Consider the following 14,677-nt stretch of genomic DNA (forward strand, 5'->3'; position numbering starts at 1 on the left):
CTGCATGTCCGGGGCGATCGGCCCCAGAGCTCCGACATTGCCCTGCGGAGCGCGTTGTTTTCAAACCGGAGATTCCTATGCGCCGTCTTACGATTGCCTGTGCCACAATTGCCGTCACCGTTGCTGCGCTTGCCGCGGCGAGCCCGGCCAGCGCCAACCCCTATCACCTGATCCGCTGGCAGGACTCCGGCTTCTGCCAGATCTGGGATCAGGGCATCCCGACCACACCGTTCCCGGCGAACTACAGCGTGGTCAGCCCGGAGCTGCCGACCTTCGAGGCTGCGTTCGCGCTCAAGACCGGCCTCCTGAGCAGCGGCACCTGCTCGTTCTGAGCCGCGCTCGATCGCACAGAATTCGTGGTGGGCAAGGCGCGCAAGCGCCGTGCCCGCCACTGCCGTTCGAATGTGAGACCGCGGCGCGCTGACGCTTTGCTCAACCTGCGGTATCGAGCTAAAAAGAGCTCCTTCGAATTCTCGGGGGCTAGTGCGATATGCTCACGCTCTATTCCTACCCGCCGTTGTTCGGCGTCGCCGACAACAACGGCTACGGCTTGAAAGTGTTCGCCTTCCTCAAACTCGCCGGCGTGCCGTTCCGCCACGAGCACATCTTCGACGCCTCGAAGGCGCCGCGCAGCCAATTGCCCTATATCGTCGACGGCGAGGACACGGTCGGCGACAGCGAGACCATTTTGGCCTGGCTCACGCAAAAATACCGCCTCACCATCGATGCCGCGCTGACGCCGCAGCAGCGAACGCAGAACCTTTTGATCACGCGGATGCTCGACGACCTCTATTGGGTGATGTCGTATTCGCGTTGGCAGGACGAGCGCTACTGGCATCTGTTCCGCGATGCACTCAAGCGCGAGCACTCGGCGGTGACGGACGAGGTCCTGGTCAAGGCGAAGGCGTTCAACGCCCAGCGCTATTACTACCAGGGCATCGGCCGCTTCGATCCGGACGCCGCAATGGCCCGCGGCCTCGCCGATCTCGCCGCGATCGCGGCGCTGATCCCGGCACAGGGCTATGTGCATGGCGACAAGGCGACCGCGATCGATGCCGGGCTCTACGGCTTCATCGCCAATATCTATTTCTACGACATCGATACGCCGCTGAAGCAGTTCGTGGTCGCCCACGACAACATCGTGCGGCACTGCCGCGCCATCCATGAAGCGGTGAGCACTCCTAAAACCTAAAGCGTGATGAGATTAGGTTGAGCTGGCGCGGCAGCGGAAGTTCACCTCTCCCTTGGGAGAGGTCGCGCCGAAGGCGCGGGTGAGGGGTTACGGTCTCTCGTTGGAGCCGCGGCCCCTCACCCGATTTGCTGGCGCAAATCGACCTCTCCCCGTCGGGGAGAGGTGGACCGAACCTGCGGTCAACCGATTCAGCCTAACTTCATCGCGCGCTAATGATGCTTGATCAGCGCGTCGCGCGCGGCGGCAAGTTCGAGGAACGCGGGGCCGTTGCCGCCGCCATCGGGATGCGCGGTCTTGGCGGCATGCTTGAAGGCCTGGTGGATCTCGCTCGGCGCAAGGCGGCGGCCGAGCGGCAGGCCGAGCATCTGACGGTACTGGTCCTCCTGCGTCAGCACCTTGGGTGCGAGACCACGGCGGCCGAACCGCGGCGCCGAGAGCATGTGCAGCGCATCGCTGATGATGCCGAGACGGCGCAGCGCCATCGCCCTGGTGCGACGATCGGCCGACCGCTGTGCCGCTTGCCGGGCGATCGGCAGCACCTGTGCGGCCGCTTGCCGCAGCGTTTCGTCGATGTCGGTCGCCGCGATCTCGGCCACCATCCGCGCCATTTCGCCATAGTCGGGATCGGACGCCTCGCGAAACCGATCGATTGCAAATTTCCACCGTCTGATATGCGGGTCCATGTTTGTCATCCGAATCTGGATGACAGCAACGCGCAAAGCCGGCTTGGCGTTTCGGTTGGCGCGGTTTTGAATAGTGTTGTCGACAACGCAATCAAAAACGAGGAAACGCCATGCCCCTACTCACCAATCACATCGCCGTCATCACCGGTGCCGGCTCCGGGATCGGGCGCGCCATCGCGGCCGGCTATGCACGGGAGGGAGCGCATGCGGTGCTGCTCGACCAGAACGGCGACGCGGCAGCGGAGGCGGCGAAGGAAATCCGCAACGCCGGCTGCAACGCGGAAAGTTATACGCTCGACGTGACCAATCGCGACGCCTGCAGCGCGATGGCGAAGCACGTGGCCGACAAGGTCGGAGCTGTCTCGATCCTGGTCAACAATGCCGGCATCGCCCGCCGCAACGGCATGCTCGGCGCGGACGAGGCCGTGATCAAGGATTGGGAAGACATCATCTCGATCAATCTCACTGGCGTCTTCAACGTGACGCACGCCTTCCTCCCCGCCTTGCGCAAGAACAAGGGACGCATCGTCAACATCGGCTCGATCCAGTCCTTCGTGCATCTGCGCACGCCGAGTTCGCCGGCCTATACCGCCTCCAAGCACGGCGTGCTCGGCTTCACCAAGGCGCTCGCCGCCGAGCTCGGCAAGGAAGGCGTACGCGTCAATGCGATCGGCCCGGGCTTCATCGAGACGCCGCTGAACGAGAAGGTGCGCGCCAGCAATCCCGATCTGGTGAAGGTGTTCATCGACCACACCCCGCTCGGCCGCGCCGGCAAGGCGGAGGACATCGTCGGGCCCGCGATCTTCCTCGCCTCGGATCTGTCGGCCTATGTCTCGGGATCGATCGTGATGGTCGATGGCGGCTATCGGACGCTGTGACGCGGGGAACCGCAATCGTGGCGATTTCAGGGTATTTTCGTTGCGACGCAAACAGTTAGAGGCGCGTTAAGGACCTGTTAACCAAACTGGCACACCGTGAAACCACGGGTCTTGGGGTAGTTGGGTACTCGATGTTTCCGCTTCATCGACGAGGCGGGCGTTGATCGGGAGATGTTCATGTCCTACGCGTCCACCCTGCCTGCGCCGGAAGCCGTGCTGCCGTCGCTCGCACCACATGAAATCGTACCATTGCTGATCGGCGCGACCGTCGACGAAGTCGAACGCGAGCTTGTGCTGCAGACGCTGGCGCGCTGCGACGGCAACCGCACCCGCGCTGCGCGCGTGCTCGGGCTGTCGGTACGCACGTTGCGCAACAAGATCCGCGAATATTCCGCCGAGGGCATCGACGTGCCCGCGCATAGCGACCACGCGGCGGGATAACAGCCCGGATCGGCAAAGTCAGATCGGCAAATCGATCGCCAGACGCCGCCAGCGCGACAGCAGCGGGCTGTCGTCGGGGCCGAGATAGCGCGCAAGCGTTACCTCGGCCACCGCGGTCCGCTGCACCGTCTCGGCGACCAGCGCCGTCGCGTAGTCCCAATAGCCGCGCCGGCGCTGCGGGTCCTCGTCGACCAGCGACTTTGCCAGGATCTCGACATAGATCGCCTCGACCGCTTGCCGCCAAAGCTCGCCTGCGCTTGACGGCGCGGGCGCTGCGCGCTCTCGCGCGTGCCACATCAGCCAGTAGTCCTCCTCGGCGCCGACCCATTCCGTTGGCGGCAACGCCGGATCGAGACAGGGCGAGCGGCATTGCAGCGGCCGCGCGGTAGCTGCGTCGCAGAAGAAGCGATAGCCGAGCTTGTGGTACCAGCAGACGCGAAGGAATTTGCGGATCGTGGCCGCTTCATGCGCATCGAGCTGCCGCCGTCCCGTTTGTTCGAGATCGCCAATGACCGTCTCGAGCTGACCGCGATCGAACGGCTCGACTTCGAGCACCACGCCGATGTTGCGCGGAAACAGTTCGTCGAGCATGTCGACCATCTCGCGATAGAACGCGCGCGCCAGGCCGCCGCCCCGCCACGCCGGCGCCACGCCGACATAATTGCAGAAGATCAGATGACTCGTGTGATCGCAGGTGAAGAAGCCGAGCCCGATCGCGCGCTCCGCCGCGCGAAGGACGAAGCAGCGCGAGTCGAGGCAATACGACAGCTGCCGATCGCCGAGCGCGAACTGCCTGCGCTCGCCGAGATCCTCCGACAATACCCAGCGCACGATGTCGTCGGAGCTGTCGCGCTCGCTTAAAGGAAACAGCGCCTCGTAGAGCTCGAGGACGCCGCTGCCGCGAAAGCTCGCTTCGTCCGTCACATCCTGCCGCGTCACGACGATGTCGAGCGGCGGCATCGCCTCGCCTGCGGCTTCGCCGCGCACATTCTTCAGAAACCGCAACGCGCTCTCCCTCGTCGCCGGCGCATCGAATTATGACTGTTGATCGCTCGGATCAGTGCGGGCCGGCAGAATTGAAGCCGTCCGCAAACCTCTGTTACAAGCGGCTTCACATCGCGACGGAGCATAGCAGTGGCTAACGACACAACTTCCCGCCAGGGGCTACGGGGACCGCAAGGGCCGCAGGGCCGTCAGGGCGAGCCCGGACGTCCCGGTCCGCAGGGTCACCCGGGACGGCCGGGGCCGGAAGGCGTGCGCGGCAAGCCGGGCCCGGTGGGCAAGCCGGGACCGGTCGGCAAGCCAGGCCCGCAGGGCAAACCGGGCGCGCCAGGAAAGCCCGGGCCGCAGGGTCCGCGCGGCGAGGCCGGTCCGCAGGGTCCCCAGGGACCGGCAGGTCCGCGCGGCGAAGCCGGACCGCCCGGCCAGTTGCCGTCGATCGACCAGGTGATGCCGTGGCTGCACATGATCTTCGACGCTTATGAAGACTACAAGCGCACCAGGGAGCGCGAAGCCGCCGAGCAGGCCGAGCGCGACGCCATCGAACGCGCCGCGGCTGAGGCGATCGCCCTCGATGTCGACGCCGTCGACTTCGAGGACGATGAAGATGACGACGACGATCGCAAGAAAAAGAAGAAGCACCGCAAGAAGGACAAGAAGTAGAATCTTCTCGTCCTCAGGGGTGACGGGATGATTTGCTCAACTTACTCGGTGTTATCGCCCGGCTTGACCGGGCGATCCAGTATTCCAGAGACAGGCGTGCTTGAGCCGATAGGCCGCGGCGTACTGGATCGCCCGGTCCATGTGCGCAATTGCGCACAGGCCGGGCGATGACAGCGGTGGATGAGGACAAAGCTTCACACCTCTCAGTTCGGCAGGCTTGCCCTGTAGCCGAACCGCTTGATCAACATCGCGCCCGAACTCGCGTTCACCGGTCCGCACCGGGATTGGCCGGAGGGTCGCATGGCGGCGCGAGGCGAATGTGCTGGAAGACCCAGCGCATCGCGTAGTACCAGGCAACGCCGGCGAATGTCCCGCAGACCGACAGGATGATCACGTCGGTACTGTCGACCGTGCCGCTCGACCACACCATGCCGCCGGTCCACAGGACGGCGAACGCGATCGAACCGAGGGTAAGCAGGACGGCAGACTTCATGGCAGCGCTCCGGTGCCGGGGTGAAAGGCAATCATGCCCACCCCTGGCGCCGCGATACCGTGAGCTACGTCACGGACGCCGCCGCGCCTCAGCCAAATCGCAGGCGCGAGCGTTCCTTGGCCTTTTCCGCCTCGATCTCGCGATCGCGCGCCGGCGCGGTGGTCTGCAACGAGGTCAGAAGCCGTCGCGCCGCGTCGGAGACCTCGGCCACCGCAAGGTTGAACGCAGCCTCATTGGCCTGCGACGGCTTGTTGAAGCCGGACAATTTGCGCACGAATTGCAGCGCCGAGGCGTGGATCTCGTCCTCGGTGGCGGGCGGCTCGAAGTTGAACAGCGTCTTGATGTTGCGGCACATGATGAACTCCCTCGCGCCCGCCTGACCGGGGCGACTCTTTTAAGCATGAGCATGATCTTTCCGGAAAACCGGTACCCACTTTTCCGGATCATGCTCTAGGACGATCGGCTGCTGCAAAATACGACATCGTGGACTATTCTGGCAGCCTCATCGTCCAACGGCGGAGCGAGGTTCCCGATGAGCCACGTGGTCTACAAGGTCGTCCAGCACGACGGCGGCTGGGCCTATACCGTCAACGGGGTGTTTTCGGAACCATTTCCAACCCACGCTGCGGCACTTGCCGCGGCGCGGCGCGCCGCCAACGAGCAACGGGTCCCCGGCCGCACCGAGGCGATCCAGTACGAGACATCCGACGGCAAGTGGCTGACCGAAACCGCCGCCGGCAACGATCGGCCGGAGACCGAGGTCGAGGACGGGCGTTAAAGCGCCATAGCTCAAAACGGCACCTGCACACCGAGCCGGTCGAAGAAGGCGCGTCCTCGGTCCGTGATCCGCAAGGCGCGAGGAATGCGGTGCGGCGCAACGCAGCGCGTCTCGAGCAATCGCACCAGCACGGCGTTGGCGAATGGACCGGCGAGATGCGGCAGCCGCTCGGTCCAGTCGTTGCAGAGCCTGACATGCGGCTGCCGCGCGGGGTCGAAATCGATCGCTTCGGCTCGGCACCAGGCCAGCCCCTGCTCGGTGACGTGACCGCCGCGGCCGTCGATTGCGACCAGCCGGCGGCGGATCAGTGCGTTGGACAACAGCACGCCGAGCTGTCCGGCCAGATGATGATAGCAAGTCCGCGATTGCCTGAGCTGGTCGGCCGGCATCGCCCGCTTGCGCGCACCGTGGCTCTTCGCCGCAAGGTCGACCAGGTTCTCGATCAGCGCCGCGACGTCGTCGTCCCTGATCCGGTAGTAGCGGAACCTGCCCTGCGCCCAGACCGACAGCACGCGCGCATCGACCAGCTTCTGTAGATGCGCGCTCGCGCTCTGCGGCGAGATGCCGGCGACCGCGGCCAGCTCGCCCGCCGGCAAGGCCTTGCCATCGGCCAGCGCGCTGACCATCGCTTCCCGGATCGGATCGCCCAAGGCTTCGGCGATCCGCGAAAATCCGGTTTGGATGGATTGGTGTGTTTCCATCGCATCGGCCTCCACCGCAAACGGCACTCAACGTATATGGGGTGCCGCGAAACTCATTTCAGATTTTCCTGAAACATCGGCGCCGCGCCATCGGCTGAGATCGCCCCAGGTCCAACAAGGATAGGGGAACAGACATGAAGGAAAACCGCCATGACGCGGAACGCATCTACAGGCTCTGGGACGAAGCCCTCGGCAACAAGGATCTCGAAGCGGCGCTCGCACTCTATGCGCCGGACGCCTCGATCGAGAGCCCGCTGGTTCAGCACCTGATGCAGACGAATGAAGGTATCGTCCGCGGCACGGAGGCGCTGCGCGCGTTCATCACCCGCGTGTTCCAGACCAATCCGCCGGAGCGCAGGCGCTTCAAGCAAGGCTTCTTCAGCGACGGCCGGATCCTCACCTGGGAATATCCGCGCCAGGCTCCGGATGGCGATCAGATGGACCTCGTCGAGGTCATGGAGATCGCGGATGGCCTGATCCAGCGCCACCGCGTCTATTGGGGCTGGTACGCGCTCAACATATTGAGGCAGAGCTAGACAATTCTCCGCCAGCCGCGCGGTGCGCCTCTCGGACAGTTTCTTCTGTCATGCTAGGCTTGCGCCCAAGCGGCTGGACAAACGTGCCGCGCCCAGGGAGAACGCACCATGATCCGTTTGTGCGCGGCGCTGTTGGCCGCCCTCATCTCGATTTCGGTACCGGCCATGGCTGCAGACTATCCCGCGCCGCAAGACGGCGAGTGGATCGCGAAGGATTTCAAGTTCCACTCGGGCGAGTTGATGCCGGAACTCCGGCTGCACTACACCACGGTGGGCGCGCCGACCGGACAGCCGGTGCTGGTGCTGCACGGCTCCGGCGGCTCGGCCGCGAGCATGCTGACGCCGACCTTCGCCGGCGAGCTGTTCGGACCCGGCCAGCCGCTCGATGCCACGAAATATTTCATCATCATCCCCGACGGCATCGGGCACGGCAAATCGTCGAAGCCGTCGGACGCGATGCGGACCAGCTTTCCGAAATACGACTACAACGACATGGTCGACGCGCAGTATCGGCTCGTCACCGAAGGTCTCAACATCAAGCACCTGCGGCTCGTGATCGGCAACTCGATGGGCGGCATGCACACCTGGATCTGGGGCGTGCGCTATCCGCAGACGATGGACGTGCTGGTGCCGATGGCCTCGCAGCCGACCGCGATGGCGGCGCGCAACTGGATGCTGCGGCGGATGATGCTGGAGACGATCCGCAACGATCCCGACTACAAGGGCGGCAACTACACGAGCCAGCCGCGGATGATGAAATACGCCATCTCGGCCTACCGTTTTGCCAGTGCCGGCGGCACGCTCGGCTACCAGACGCTGGCGCCGACGGCACCGCAAGCCGACAAGATGGTCGACGAGCAACTGGCGCTGCCGGTCACCACCGATGCCAACGACTATGTCTATCAATGGGAGGCCTCGCACGATTACGATCCATCCGCCGGCATGGAGAAGATCGAGGCCACCTTGCTTGCGATCAACGCCGCCGACGATGAGCGCAATCCGCCGGAGACCGGCGTCACGGAGGCCGCGGTGAAGCGGATCAAGCACGGCAATATCTACCTGATCCCCGCGAGCACCGAGACGCGCGGCCACCTCACCACCGGCAACGCCAAGTTCTACGTCAGGCAGTTGCAGGAATTGCTGCAGACGGCGCCGCAGCGCACGATGTAGCGCCAAGCTGAAGCGTGCGATGTCGCAAGCTTGGAGAGAATTACGCTGCCATCTCCGTCATCCTGAGAGGATGTGAGGCTTTGTCCTCATCTACCGCTGTCGTCGCCCAGCCTATGCGCAATTGCGCACATGGACCGGGCGATCCAGTACGCCGCGGCCTATCGGCTCAAGCACTACCGTCTCTGGAATACTGGATCACCCGCATGCGCGGGTGATGGCACTGAGCAAGCTGAGCAAACCAATCCCGTCATCTTGAGAGAGCGCATCTCGCGCTGCATCAAACCGCACGGCGCGTTGCCGCTCATTCTTTGAGCATGCATCTGCTGCGCGGTTCGTGTCCAATCACGTCAACAACGGGATTCGCGCGCATCATACGCCGCGCGAATGATCCGATACGTCATGTGGAGGAACGGAATGCGAAGGCTGACGCATGTCGCGCTGCTCGCGTGGCTCTCCATGGCAAGCGCCGCGCTGGGATTCGACAACGGGCAATACGAGAACGTGCCGCCCGAGATCCGGGCCTGGTTCAAGAGCGTGATGGCGCCGAACGGCGTGCCCTGCTGCGACATCTCCGACGGCCATCGCACCAGCTATGACGTGCGGAACGGCGCCTATTGGGTACCGATCGAGGGGCAATGGATGATGGTGCCGGAGCGCGCCATCATCCGCGATCGCGGCAATCCGGTCGGCGAGGCCGTGGTGTGGTACGTGCATCACGGTGGCGGCATCATCATCAGTTGCTTCGTTCCCGCCGATGCAGTCTAAAGCGTGATGAGATTAGGTTCGGATGGAGCGGCAGGGGAGGTTCACCTCTCCTTTGGGAGAGGTCGGCGCGCAGCGCCGGGTGAGGGGTTACGGTCTCTCCTTGTAGCTGCGGCCCCTCACCCGATTGGCTACGCAAATCGACCTCTCCCCATCGGGGAGAGGTGGGCCGAACCCGCGGTCAAATCGATTCAAGCTAACTTCACCCCGCTCTAGCGCTCTGCTCCGATGCAATGGAAACGCTCTAGCTCGATGACACCGAAATGACGGAAGCCTGCCAAGGTGCTAATCTCCGGCGCAAAGCAATCGGAGACACGCCGTGACCGACCTTGCCGCGTCCGACCTCGCCACGATCTATCCGCCGCCGACCGCGCGCGTGATCGCCAAGGCGCGTCCCGAGATCGACGTCCACGCGCGAAAATTCATCGAGATGTCGCCGTTCTGCGTGCTGGCGACCTCCGGCTCCGACGGCAGCGTCGATGCGTCGCCGCGCGGCGGCACCACAGGCTTCGTCACCGTGGCCGGGCCGAAGCAGCTGTTGATGCCGGACCGCTCCGGCAACAACCGCATCGACAGCTTTCGCAACATCGTCGAAGGCTCCGGCCTGCTGCAACTGATCTTCTTCGTGCCCGGCATCGACGAGACGCTGCGCGTCGGCGGTAAGGGCCGGCTGTCCGATGATCCGGAGCTGCTGGCGTCGATGATCGAATTCGGCAAGCCGCCGCGCGCGGTGCTGCGCATCGAGGTCAGCGAGGCCTATTTCCACTGCGGCAAGGCGCTGATGCGCTCGAAGCTGTGGTCGGCGGAGACGCGCGTCGAGCGCAAGGTATTCCCGAGCATCAGCGAGGTGATCCACGACCAGACCGCGCTCGGCGAGCCGGAGAGCCAGGAGGTCATCTACGAGCGCTACAAGACCCAGCTGTGACGCGACACGACGTCGCCTCCCGCGGTTTTGAAGCGATACGGCCTGTTAACCTTAATTCTTAACCAATAATTAAGGAGGAGTTTGCGGGCGTCACGGAGCACGGCATAGCGTTGCTTAATGCTCCGTTAACCGAGTTGGTGCGTGCCATGGTGTTTAGAACATTGGCGTATAGAACATCGGCGTATCGAACTTCCGTGGCCCTTGCAGCGTCGGTCGGCGTTGCAGCGCTGCTTGCCTCCTCAACCGAGAGCTTCGCGAGATCCGGATCGGCGCAGGCGCAGGGGCCGCGCGGCGGATTCGCACCGTCGCGTCCGGCACACCCGGGATTCCGCCACCACGGCCGCGGCGTCAGCACGTTCTGGCCGGGCTACGGCTATGATAACGGGCCATACAGCAGCGAACCGCTGGCCCAGGCTATACCCGCCGTCTCGAACGACTACCGCTACACCTACACCTATGACGTTCCCTGGGACTGGGCGCATCGCTATCCGCCGGCCGTGGTGCCGTCGGATCGTCCCTACGTGTCGAGCTGCCCCACCGAAAGCGTCACCGTGCCCGGACGCGGCGGCGACCGGACCATCAACATAACGCGCTGCTACTGAGAGCGCGGCACCGACACCCCGCAAAAACGAAAGAGGCCGCCCGCAAGGACGGCCTCTCGTCGTTCTTCAGGGATAATCTCGGATCGCGTTCAGGATTCGTCGCCCTTGAGATGGCCGACGTGCTTCTGGGTGTAGAGCTCGAGCCCGATGCGCTTGATCAAATCAAGCTGGGTCTCGAGGAAGTCGATGTGGTCTTCCTCGTCCTTCATCAGCTGCTCGAACAGGTCGCGGCTGACATAGTCCTTGACGCCGTGGCAGTAGGTCGCCGCCTCCTGGTACAGCGTGCGCGCGCCGATCTCGGAGGCGAGGTCGCAATCGATGATCTCCTTGACGTCCTGGCCGATCTTGAGCGGGTCCAGCACCTGCAGGTTCGGAAAACCGTCGAGGAACAGGATGCGGTCGACGAACTTGTCGGCGTGCTCCATCTCCTCGATGGATTCCTTGCGCCAAACCTTGGCCATCTCGAGCAGGCCCCAGTTGTTCAGCATCCGGTAGTGCAGCCAGTACTGATTGATGGCGGTCAGTTCGCTGCGCAGCCCCTTGTTCAAATAGTCGATGACCTTCGGGTCGCCTTGCATGATCCACTCCACCTGTCGCCGGCCAAAATCGGCCGAAACCTCAATTTAGAACGCTTCTAAATCAGATTGCGGGCAAGGGCAACCCTTCGCAGAAGCGCGCGCGGACCGGATTTTGTGGATTTCAGGGGATCAGCAGGCGGCGAGCGCGAATTCGGCCGGCTCGGCATCTTCGTTGGCGGCGTCCGGATGGGCGGCGTGCGGACAACCGGCACAGCAGGCCTTGGCGCAGGGCCCCAGCGCCTCGTCGATGATGGCCTTGATCGTGCGCGCGCAGCGGCCGCATTCGGCGCTGCAGCCGAGGCAACCGTAGACTTGCTTGGCGTTGCGGGTCACGGGACCGCCGGCACTCACGGCATTGCGGACATCGTGGTCGCTGAGGACGTTGCAGGAACAGACAATCATCAGAATTCGGCTGGTCGGTCGGTGATGCTGACCATTATCGATATTGTCCGTCCCGCCCGGACGCAAAGGGAAAAAGCGCTTTTTGAAGCAATTCCAAACTGATGCGGGATTCATTTTGGAACGAGTCTAAATCGGGGCCCGCAGACATCCACCGAAAGCATTTTTGATTTGTGCACCGCCGAACGCAGTGGCTGTGTTCATTGATCATTCAAGCAGAATATGGAACCCTTGCTTGGACAAAACCGCTTTGCAAGCTCAGCTTTCGGGAAAGGTGAGGTCATGAAGAAAACAGTGCTCGCGCTTTGCGCCGTCGCCACCCTCGCAATTTCGGCTGTGGCGGTGCCCGCCCCGGCCCATGCTCAACGCGGTGTCGGCGCAGGCGTCGCCGCGGGATTGATCGGCGGCGCCATCATCGGCGGCGCGATCGCCTCGCAGAACGGCTATTACGGCCCCGGCTACTACGGCCCCGGCCCGGCCTATGTGGTCGATCCCGGCTACGGCCCTCCGCCCGGCTGCTTCTGGCAGCGCCAGCGCTTCTGGGACGGCTACGCCTGGCGCGTGCGCAGCGTCAGGGTCTGCGATTAATCGCCGTTCATCTCGATTAAATCGAACCAGATGCCCCGGAAAAACGACTGTATTCCGGGACATCTGTGCTTGATGGCCCGAAAAAGCCCGCTTTTTAAGTGATCATCGGTTGGACGTTTACTTTCAATTGACTGTTATGCGCTGTTTAGCGAGACAGCAGTTCGAAACCAGCGTGAGTCACCTCAACCCGGCGCCGGCCGATGGCGCCACCTCAGGAGTGCCCTAGACATGAAGAAGACCCTGGCTGCCTTCGTCGCTGTCGCTGCGATCGCTGCTACGTCGTTTGCCCCGACCCCGGCCAGCGCCCAGCGCGGCGTCGGCGCGGGCATCGCCGCCGGCCTGATCGGCGGCGCCATCGTCGGCGGCGCGATCGCTGCCAGCCGTCCCGCCTACGGCGGACCGGTGTATGTGGAAGAGGCGCCCCCGCCCTGCCGCATGGTCCGTGAGCGCTTCTGGGATGGCTACGCCTGGCGCTTCCGCCGCGTCGAGGTCTGCGACTAAGCCTCGCGTCTCGCGCCTATCAAGCTTCGAACCCGGCCCTTGCGGCCGGGTTTTCGTTTTTGGGCGATCCGCTCACGGATGCGCTTCAGGAATGCCGTGCCTGAGGCTCAGCACGCGCAAGATGGCGTCCTTGCCTTCGACGAAGCGGCGGCCATGGGCGGTTCCCGTTTCAAGCCCGGCCTCGGCATCGTCGCCCAGCACGAGCACCGGAAGCGACTGGTTCCCAGCCCCGATCAGTTCGACGACCTCCCGCCGTGGCCGCGGCCATGCGATCCGCTCGACATCGATCGCCTCGGTGAGCTGCGGAAACGATGCCATCACGCCTTCCAAGAGCGCGCAGTGCCAGCAGTAGAAGCGCTTGCCGGGAAAGGCCGGATCCTCGAAGCCGGGCGTCAGCAGAAACAGCCTGTCGCGCATCCGTGCCCCCCGCTCTAGCGCGCCGAACTCATCGCGCGCAGCACTGACTCGCTCGGCCAGCAATCGACCTTCAGCCCGGCTTGCTTCTGATAGGCGCCGAGCGCGGCGCGGGTCAGCATCCCGGCCTTGCCGTCGAGCTTGTCCTTGTAGAGGCCGATCTTGGTCAGATGCCGCTGCATCGCCTCGACGTCGGTGGAGCGCAGTTGCTTCGATGCCGACCAGGGCGTTGCGAACGGCTGAGGGCTCGTCATGCGATCGGCGAGATGGCCGACGAACAGCACGTAGAGATCGGAGAAATTGTACTCCTTGATCACGAAGTAGTTCTGCGTGGTCAGGAAGGCGGGGCCGTAGATGCCCTCCGGCTGCAGCAGCGAGGCCGGGCGCGCCTGCTCGGCGGCGCTGAGCCTCGTGCCACGCACCGGCGCGAAACCGGCGCGTAGCCAGTCGCCGATCGGTTTCGTCACTTCGGGCACACCCATCGTGCAATCGACATTGCCGGGCGTGGTCACCTCATAGGCCCAGCGCACGCCGGGTTGCCAGCCCTTGTTGACCAGCTGCTGCGCAGCGGAGGCCAGCGCATCCGGCACCGAGCGCCAGATGTCGACCTTGCCGTCGCCGTCGAGATCGACGCCGTGCTTGTAGTATTCCGACGGCAGGAACTGGGTGTAGCCGGTGGCGCCGGCCCAAGACGACGTCATCGCCTTGCGCGTCACCACGCCCTCGCCGAGGATTTTTAGCGCGAGGATGAATTCGGTGCGGTACTGGTCCTTGCGGCGGCCGACATAGGCCTGCGTCGCCACCACGCGCAGCGTGTCGTAGGGCAGCGAATAGCGGCCGTAATCGGTCTCGCGGCCCCAGATCGCCAGCACGATGGTCGCCGGCACGCCAAAACGTTTTTCGATCGTATCGAGCGAAGCGCGATACTTCTGCAGCAGCCGCTGCCCCTCGCCCGCCAGCCGCGCGATCGAGGCTTCCCTGACGTAATCGGCCGGCACCTGCACGAACTCGGCCTGCGCCGGCGCGCCGGTCTTGGGACGCCCAGGCAGGATCAGGTCGGGCAGCTTGTAGTCCGGCTCGAGCCCGCGCGTCTCGCGATCGAAGGTCTCGCGCGACACGCCGGCGGCCTGCGCCTCCGGCCACAGCGAGGCGATGAACTGGGTGAAGGCGGCGTCGGCGGCGCGCGCGGGCGAGACGGCGGGCAAGGATGCAAGCAGCAGCCCGAGGGCGAGCGCGCGGAGGAAGGTCAAATCGAGCAGCCTGTTCACGCAGCGGTCCAATGGGCGCGCCGTGCGGCGGTCACCCGGCGTAGTCGTGCCGAGAGCCTTATCACGGCACCGGATCGCTGTGAACGGCGAAGCCGCCGGCGGCAGC

The 14,677-nt window shown here is 64.3% G+C and carries 23 protein-coding genes; 14 read left to right on the forward strand and 9 right to left on the reverse strand.

What is annotated here, in order from left to right; all coding sequences use genetic code 11:
• Positions 1-77: 77 nt before the first annotated feature.
• A complete protein-coding gene (locus XH93_RS34275; protein ID WP_194470862.1) occupies positions 78-332 on the forward strand; it encodes a hypothetical protein in 255 nt (84 codons plus the stop codon).
• 158 nt (positions 333-490) lie between these two features.
• A complete protein-coding gene (locus tag XH93_RS34280) occupies positions 491-1,192 on the forward strand; it encodes a glutathione S-transferase C-terminal domain-containing protein (RefSeq protein ID WP_194470863.1) in 702 nt (233 codons plus the stop codon).
• Positions 1,193-1,401: 209 nt separating this feature from the next.
• On the opposite strand, the gene XH93_RS34285 is transcribed toward XH93_RS34280, so the two are convergent.
• The gene (locus XH93_RS34285; RefSeq protein ID WP_194470864.1) at positions 1,402-1,875 is read right to left on the reverse strand and encodes a hypothetical protein; all 474 of its coding nucleotides are present in this window, start codon (positions 1,873-1,875) and stop codon (positions 1,402-1,404) included.
• 110 nt (positions 1,876-1,985) lie between these two features.
• Between XH93_RS34285 and XH93_RS34290 the strand changes: the two genes are divergently transcribed.
• Together XH93_RS34290 and XH93_RS34295 are read left to right on the forward strand one after the other, a co-directional pair.
• Complete coding sequence (locus tag XH93_RS34290) at positions 1,986-2,753, forward strand: SDR family NAD(P)-dependent oxidoreductase (RefSeq protein WP_194470865.1); 768 nt, start codon at positions 1,986-1,988, stop codon at positions 2,751-2,753.
• 177 nt (positions 2,754-2,930) lie between these two features.
• Positions 2,931-3,194, forward strand: a complete 264-nt coding sequence (locus tag XH93_RS34295) for a helix-turn-helix domain-containing protein (RefSeq protein WP_194470866.1) — start codon at positions 2,931-2,933, stop codon at positions 3,192-3,194.
• Positions 3,195-3,212: 18 nt separating this feature from the next.
• Here the strand turns inward: XH93_RS34295 and XH93_RS34300 are convergent, their stop codons facing one another.
• Positions 3,213-4,199 carry a GNAT family N-acetyltransferase gene (locus tag XH93_RS34300; protein WP_194470867.1) on the reverse strand — a complete coding sequence of 329 codons (987 nt, stop codon included), beginning with the start codon at positions 4,197-4,199 and terminating at the stop codon, positions 3,213-3,215.
• 129 nt (positions 4,200-4,328) lie between these two features.
• Here XH93_RS34300 and XH93_RS34305 point away from each other — a divergent pair, with 129 nt between their 5' ends.
• On the forward strand, positions 4,329-4,856 hold the full coding sequence (locus XH93_RS34305) for a collagen-like protein (RefSeq protein WP_194470868.1): 528 nt from the start codon (positions 4,329-4,331) through the stop codon (positions 4,854-4,856).
• A gap of 265 nt (positions 4,857-5,121) precedes the next feature.
• On the opposite strand, the gene XH93_RS34310 is transcribed toward XH93_RS34305, so the two are convergent.
• Positions 5,122-5,349, reverse strand: a complete 228-nt coding sequence (locus tag XH93_RS34310; protein ID WP_139484796.1) for a hypothetical protein — start codon at positions 5,347-5,349, stop codon at positions 5,122-5,124.
• An 88-nt stretch (positions 5,350-5,437) separates the two neighbouring features.
• Positions 5,438-5,704, reverse strand: coding sequence for a DUF2277 domain-containing protein (locus XH93_RS34315; protein ID WP_139484795.1), 267 nt, complete (start codon positions 5,702-5,704; stop codon positions 5,438-5,440).
• Between the two features lie 177 nt (positions 5,705-5,881).
• Here XH93_RS34315 and XH93_RS34320 point away from each other — a divergent pair, with 177 nt between their 5' ends.
• Positions 5,882-6,127 carry a DUF2188 domain-containing protein gene (locus XH93_RS34320; RefSeq protein WP_139864408.1) on the forward strand — a complete coding sequence of 82 codons (246 nt, stop codon included), beginning with the start codon at positions 5,882-5,884 and terminating at the stop codon, positions 6,125-6,127.
• Positions 6,128-6,138: 11 nt separating this feature from the next.
• On the opposite strand, the gene XH93_RS34325 is transcribed toward XH93_RS34320, so the two are convergent.
• Positions 6,139-6,828 carry a helix-turn-helix transcriptional regulator gene (locus XH93_RS34325; RefSeq protein WP_194470869.1) on the reverse strand — a complete coding sequence of 230 codons (690 nt, stop codon included), beginning with the start codon at positions 6,826-6,828 and terminating at the stop codon, positions 6,139-6,141.
• Positions 6,829-6,962: 134 nt separating this feature from the next.
• Here XH93_RS34325 and XH93_RS34330 point away from each other — a divergent pair, with 134 nt between their 5' ends.
• From XH93_RS34330 to XH93_RS34355, 6 genes are all read left to right on the forward strand, one after another.
• A complete protein-coding gene (locus tag XH93_RS34330) occupies positions 6,963-7,364 on the forward strand; it encodes a nuclear transport factor 2 family protein (protein ID WP_194470870.1) in 402 nt (133 codons plus the stop codon).
• Positions 7,365-7,472: 108 nt separating this feature from the next.
• The gene (locus XH93_RS34335) at positions 7,473-8,534 is read left to right on the forward strand and encodes an alpha/beta fold hydrolase (protein WP_194470871.1); all 1,062 of its coding nucleotides are present in this window, start codon (positions 7,473-7,475) and stop codon (positions 8,532-8,534) included.
• A gap of 129 nt (positions 8,535-8,663) precedes the next feature.
• Positions 8,664-8,846: a hypothetical protein gene (locus tag XH93_RS34340; protein ID WP_194470872.1), complete on the forward strand. Its 183-nt coding sequence runs from the start codon at positions 8,664-8,666 to the stop codon at positions 8,844-8,846.
• A gap of 102 nt (positions 8,847-8,948) precedes the next feature.
• Positions 8,949-9,299, forward strand: coding sequence for a hypothetical protein (locus XH93_RS34345; RefSeq protein ID WP_139484791.1), 351 nt, complete (start codon positions 8,949-8,951; stop codon positions 9,297-9,299).
• 316 nt (positions 9,300-9,615) lie between these two features.
• Positions 9,616-10,221: an MSMEG_1061 family FMN-dependent PPOX-type flavoprotein gene (locus XH93_RS34350; RefSeq protein WP_194470873.1), complete on the forward strand. Its 606-nt coding sequence runs from the start codon at positions 9,616-9,618 to the stop codon at positions 10,219-10,221.
• Between the two features lie 146 nt (positions 10,222-10,367).
• A complete protein-coding gene (locus XH93_RS34355; protein WP_194470874.1) occupies positions 10,368-10,823 on the forward strand; it encodes a hypothetical protein in 456 nt (151 codons plus the stop codon).
• Between the two features lie 89 nt (positions 10,824-10,912).
• Here the strand turns inward: XH93_RS34355 and bfr are convergent, their stop codons facing one another.
• Positions 10,913-11,401 (reverse strand): bacterioferritin, encoded by a 489-nt coding sequence (bfr, locus tag XH93_RS34360; protein WP_194470875.1) that lies wholly within the window; start codon positions 11,399-11,401, stop codon positions 10,913-10,915.
• A 129-nt stretch (positions 11,402-11,530) separates the two neighbouring features.
• Positions 11,531-11,803, reverse strand: a complete 273-nt coding sequence (locus tag XH93_RS34365; protein ID WP_194475433.1) for a bacterioferritin-associated ferredoxin — start codon at positions 11,801-11,803, stop codon at positions 11,531-11,533.
• A gap of 279 nt (positions 11,804-12,082) precedes the next feature.
• Between XH93_RS34365 and XH93_RS34370 the strand changes: the two genes are divergently transcribed.
• Positions 12,083-12,388: a hypothetical protein gene (locus tag XH93_RS34370; RefSeq protein WP_194470876.1), complete on the forward strand. Its 306-nt coding sequence runs from the start codon at positions 12,083-12,085 to the stop codon at positions 12,386-12,388.
• 228 nt (positions 12,389-12,616) lie between these two features.
• Positions 12,617-12,889: a hypothetical protein gene (locus XH93_RS34375; protein WP_139486039.1), complete on the forward strand. Its 273-nt coding sequence runs from the start codon at positions 12,617-12,619 to the stop codon at positions 12,887-12,889.
• A gap of 72 nt (positions 12,890-12,961) precedes the next feature.
• Here the strand turns inward: XH93_RS34375 and XH93_RS34380 are convergent, their stop codons facing one another.
• Positions 12,962-13,306, reverse strand: coding sequence for a DUF3088 domain-containing protein (locus XH93_RS34380; RefSeq protein WP_194470877.1), 345 nt, complete (start codon positions 13,304-13,306; stop codon positions 12,962-12,964).
• Between the two features lie 14 nt (positions 13,307-13,320).
• Positions 13,321-14,523 carry a lytic murein transglycosylase gene (locus tag XH93_RS34385; protein WP_194475434.1) on the reverse strand — a complete coding sequence of 401 codons (1,203 nt, stop codon included), beginning with the start codon at positions 14,521-14,523 and terminating at the stop codon, positions 13,321-13,323.
• Positions 14,524-14,677 lie beyond the last annotated feature (154 nt).

It is taken from the genome of Bradyrhizobium sp. CCBAU 51753 (assembly GCF_015291565.1).
GTDB lineage: Bacteria > Pseudomonadota > Alphaproteobacteria > Rhizobiales > Xanthobacteraceae > Bradyrhizobium > Bradyrhizobium ivorense.

What these genes read in the sequence shown, in the direction of transcription:
- XH93_RS34275 (WP_194470862.1), top strand. Translation starts at nt 78, where the DNA reads ATGCGCCGTCTTACGATTGCCTGTGCCACAATTGCCGTCACCGTTGCT.
- XH93_RS34280 (WP_194470863.1), top strand. Translation starts at nt 491, where the DNA reads ATGCTCACGCTCTATTCCTACCCGCCGTTGTTCGGCGTCGCCGACAAC.
- XH93_RS34285 (WP_194470864.1), bottom strand. Translation starts at nt 1,875, where the DNA reads ATGGACCCGCATATCAGACGGTGGAAATTTGCAATCGATCGGTTTCGC.
- XH93_RS34290 (WP_194470865.1), top strand. Translation starts at nt 1,986, where the DNA reads ATGCCCCTACTCACCAATCACATCGCCGTCATCACCGGTGCCGGCTCC.
- XH93_RS34295 (WP_194470866.1), top strand. Translation starts at nt 2,931, where the DNA reads ATGTCCTACGCGTCCACCCTGCCTGCGCCGGAAGCCGTGCTGCCGTCG.
- XH93_RS34310 (WP_139484796.1), bottom strand. Translation starts at nt 5,349, where the DNA reads ATGAAGTCTGCCGTCCTGCTTACCCTCGGTTCGATCGCGTTCGCCGTC.
- XH93_RS34315 (WP_139484795.1), bottom strand. Translation starts at nt 5,704, where the DNA reads ATGTGCCGCAACATCAAGACGCTGTTCAACTTCGAGCCGCCCGCCACC.
- XH93_RS34320 (WP_139864408.1), top strand. Translation starts at nt 5,882, where the DNA reads ATGAGCCACGTGGTCTACAAGGTCGTCCAGCACGACGGCGGCTGGGCC.
- XH93_RS34325 (WP_194470869.1), bottom strand. Translation starts at nt 6,828, where the DNA reads ATGGAAACACACCAATCCATCCAAACCGGATTTTCGCGGATCGCCGAA.
- XH93_RS34330 (WP_194470870.1), top strand. Translation starts at nt 6,963, where the DNA reads ATGAAGGAAAACCGCCATGACGCGGAACGCATCTACAGGCTCTGGGAC.
- XH93_RS34335 (WP_194470871.1), top strand. Translation starts at nt 7,473, where the DNA reads ATGATCCGTTTGTGCGCGGCGCTGTTGGCCGCCCTCATCTCGATTTCG.
- XH93_RS34340 (WP_194470872.1), top strand. Translation starts at nt 8,664, where the DNA reads ATGGACCGGGCGATCCAGTACGCCGCGGCCTATCGGCTCAAGCACTAC.
- XH93_RS34345 (WP_139484791.1), top strand. Translation starts at nt 8,949, where the DNA reads ATGCGAAGGCTGACGCATGTCGCGCTGCTCGCGTGGCTCTCCATGGCA.
- XH93_RS34355 (WP_194470874.1), top strand. Translation starts at nt 10,368, where the DNA reads ATGGTGTTTAGAACATTGGCGTATAGAACATCGGCGTATCGAACTTCC.
- bfr (WP_194470875.1), bottom strand. Translation starts at nt 11,401, where the DNA reads ATGCAAGGCGACCCGAAGGTCATCGACTATTTGAACAAGGGGCTGCGC.
- XH93_RS34365 (WP_194475433.1), bottom strand. Translation starts at nt 11,803, where the DNA reads ATGATTGTCTGTTCCTGCAACGTCCTCAGCGACCACGATGTCCGCAAT.
- XH93_RS34370 (WP_194470876.1), top strand. Translation starts at nt 12,083, where the DNA reads ATGAAGAAAACAGTGCTCGCGCTTTGCGCCGTCGCCACCCTCGCAATT.
- XH93_RS34375 (WP_139486039.1), top strand. Translation starts at nt 12,617, where the DNA reads ATGAAGAAGACCCTGGCTGCCTTCGTCGCTGTCGCTGCGATCGCTGCT.
- XH93_RS34380 (WP_194470877.1), bottom strand. Translation starts at nt 13,306, where the DNA reads ATGCGCGACAGGCTGTTTCTGCTGACGCCCGGCTTCGAGGATCCGGCC.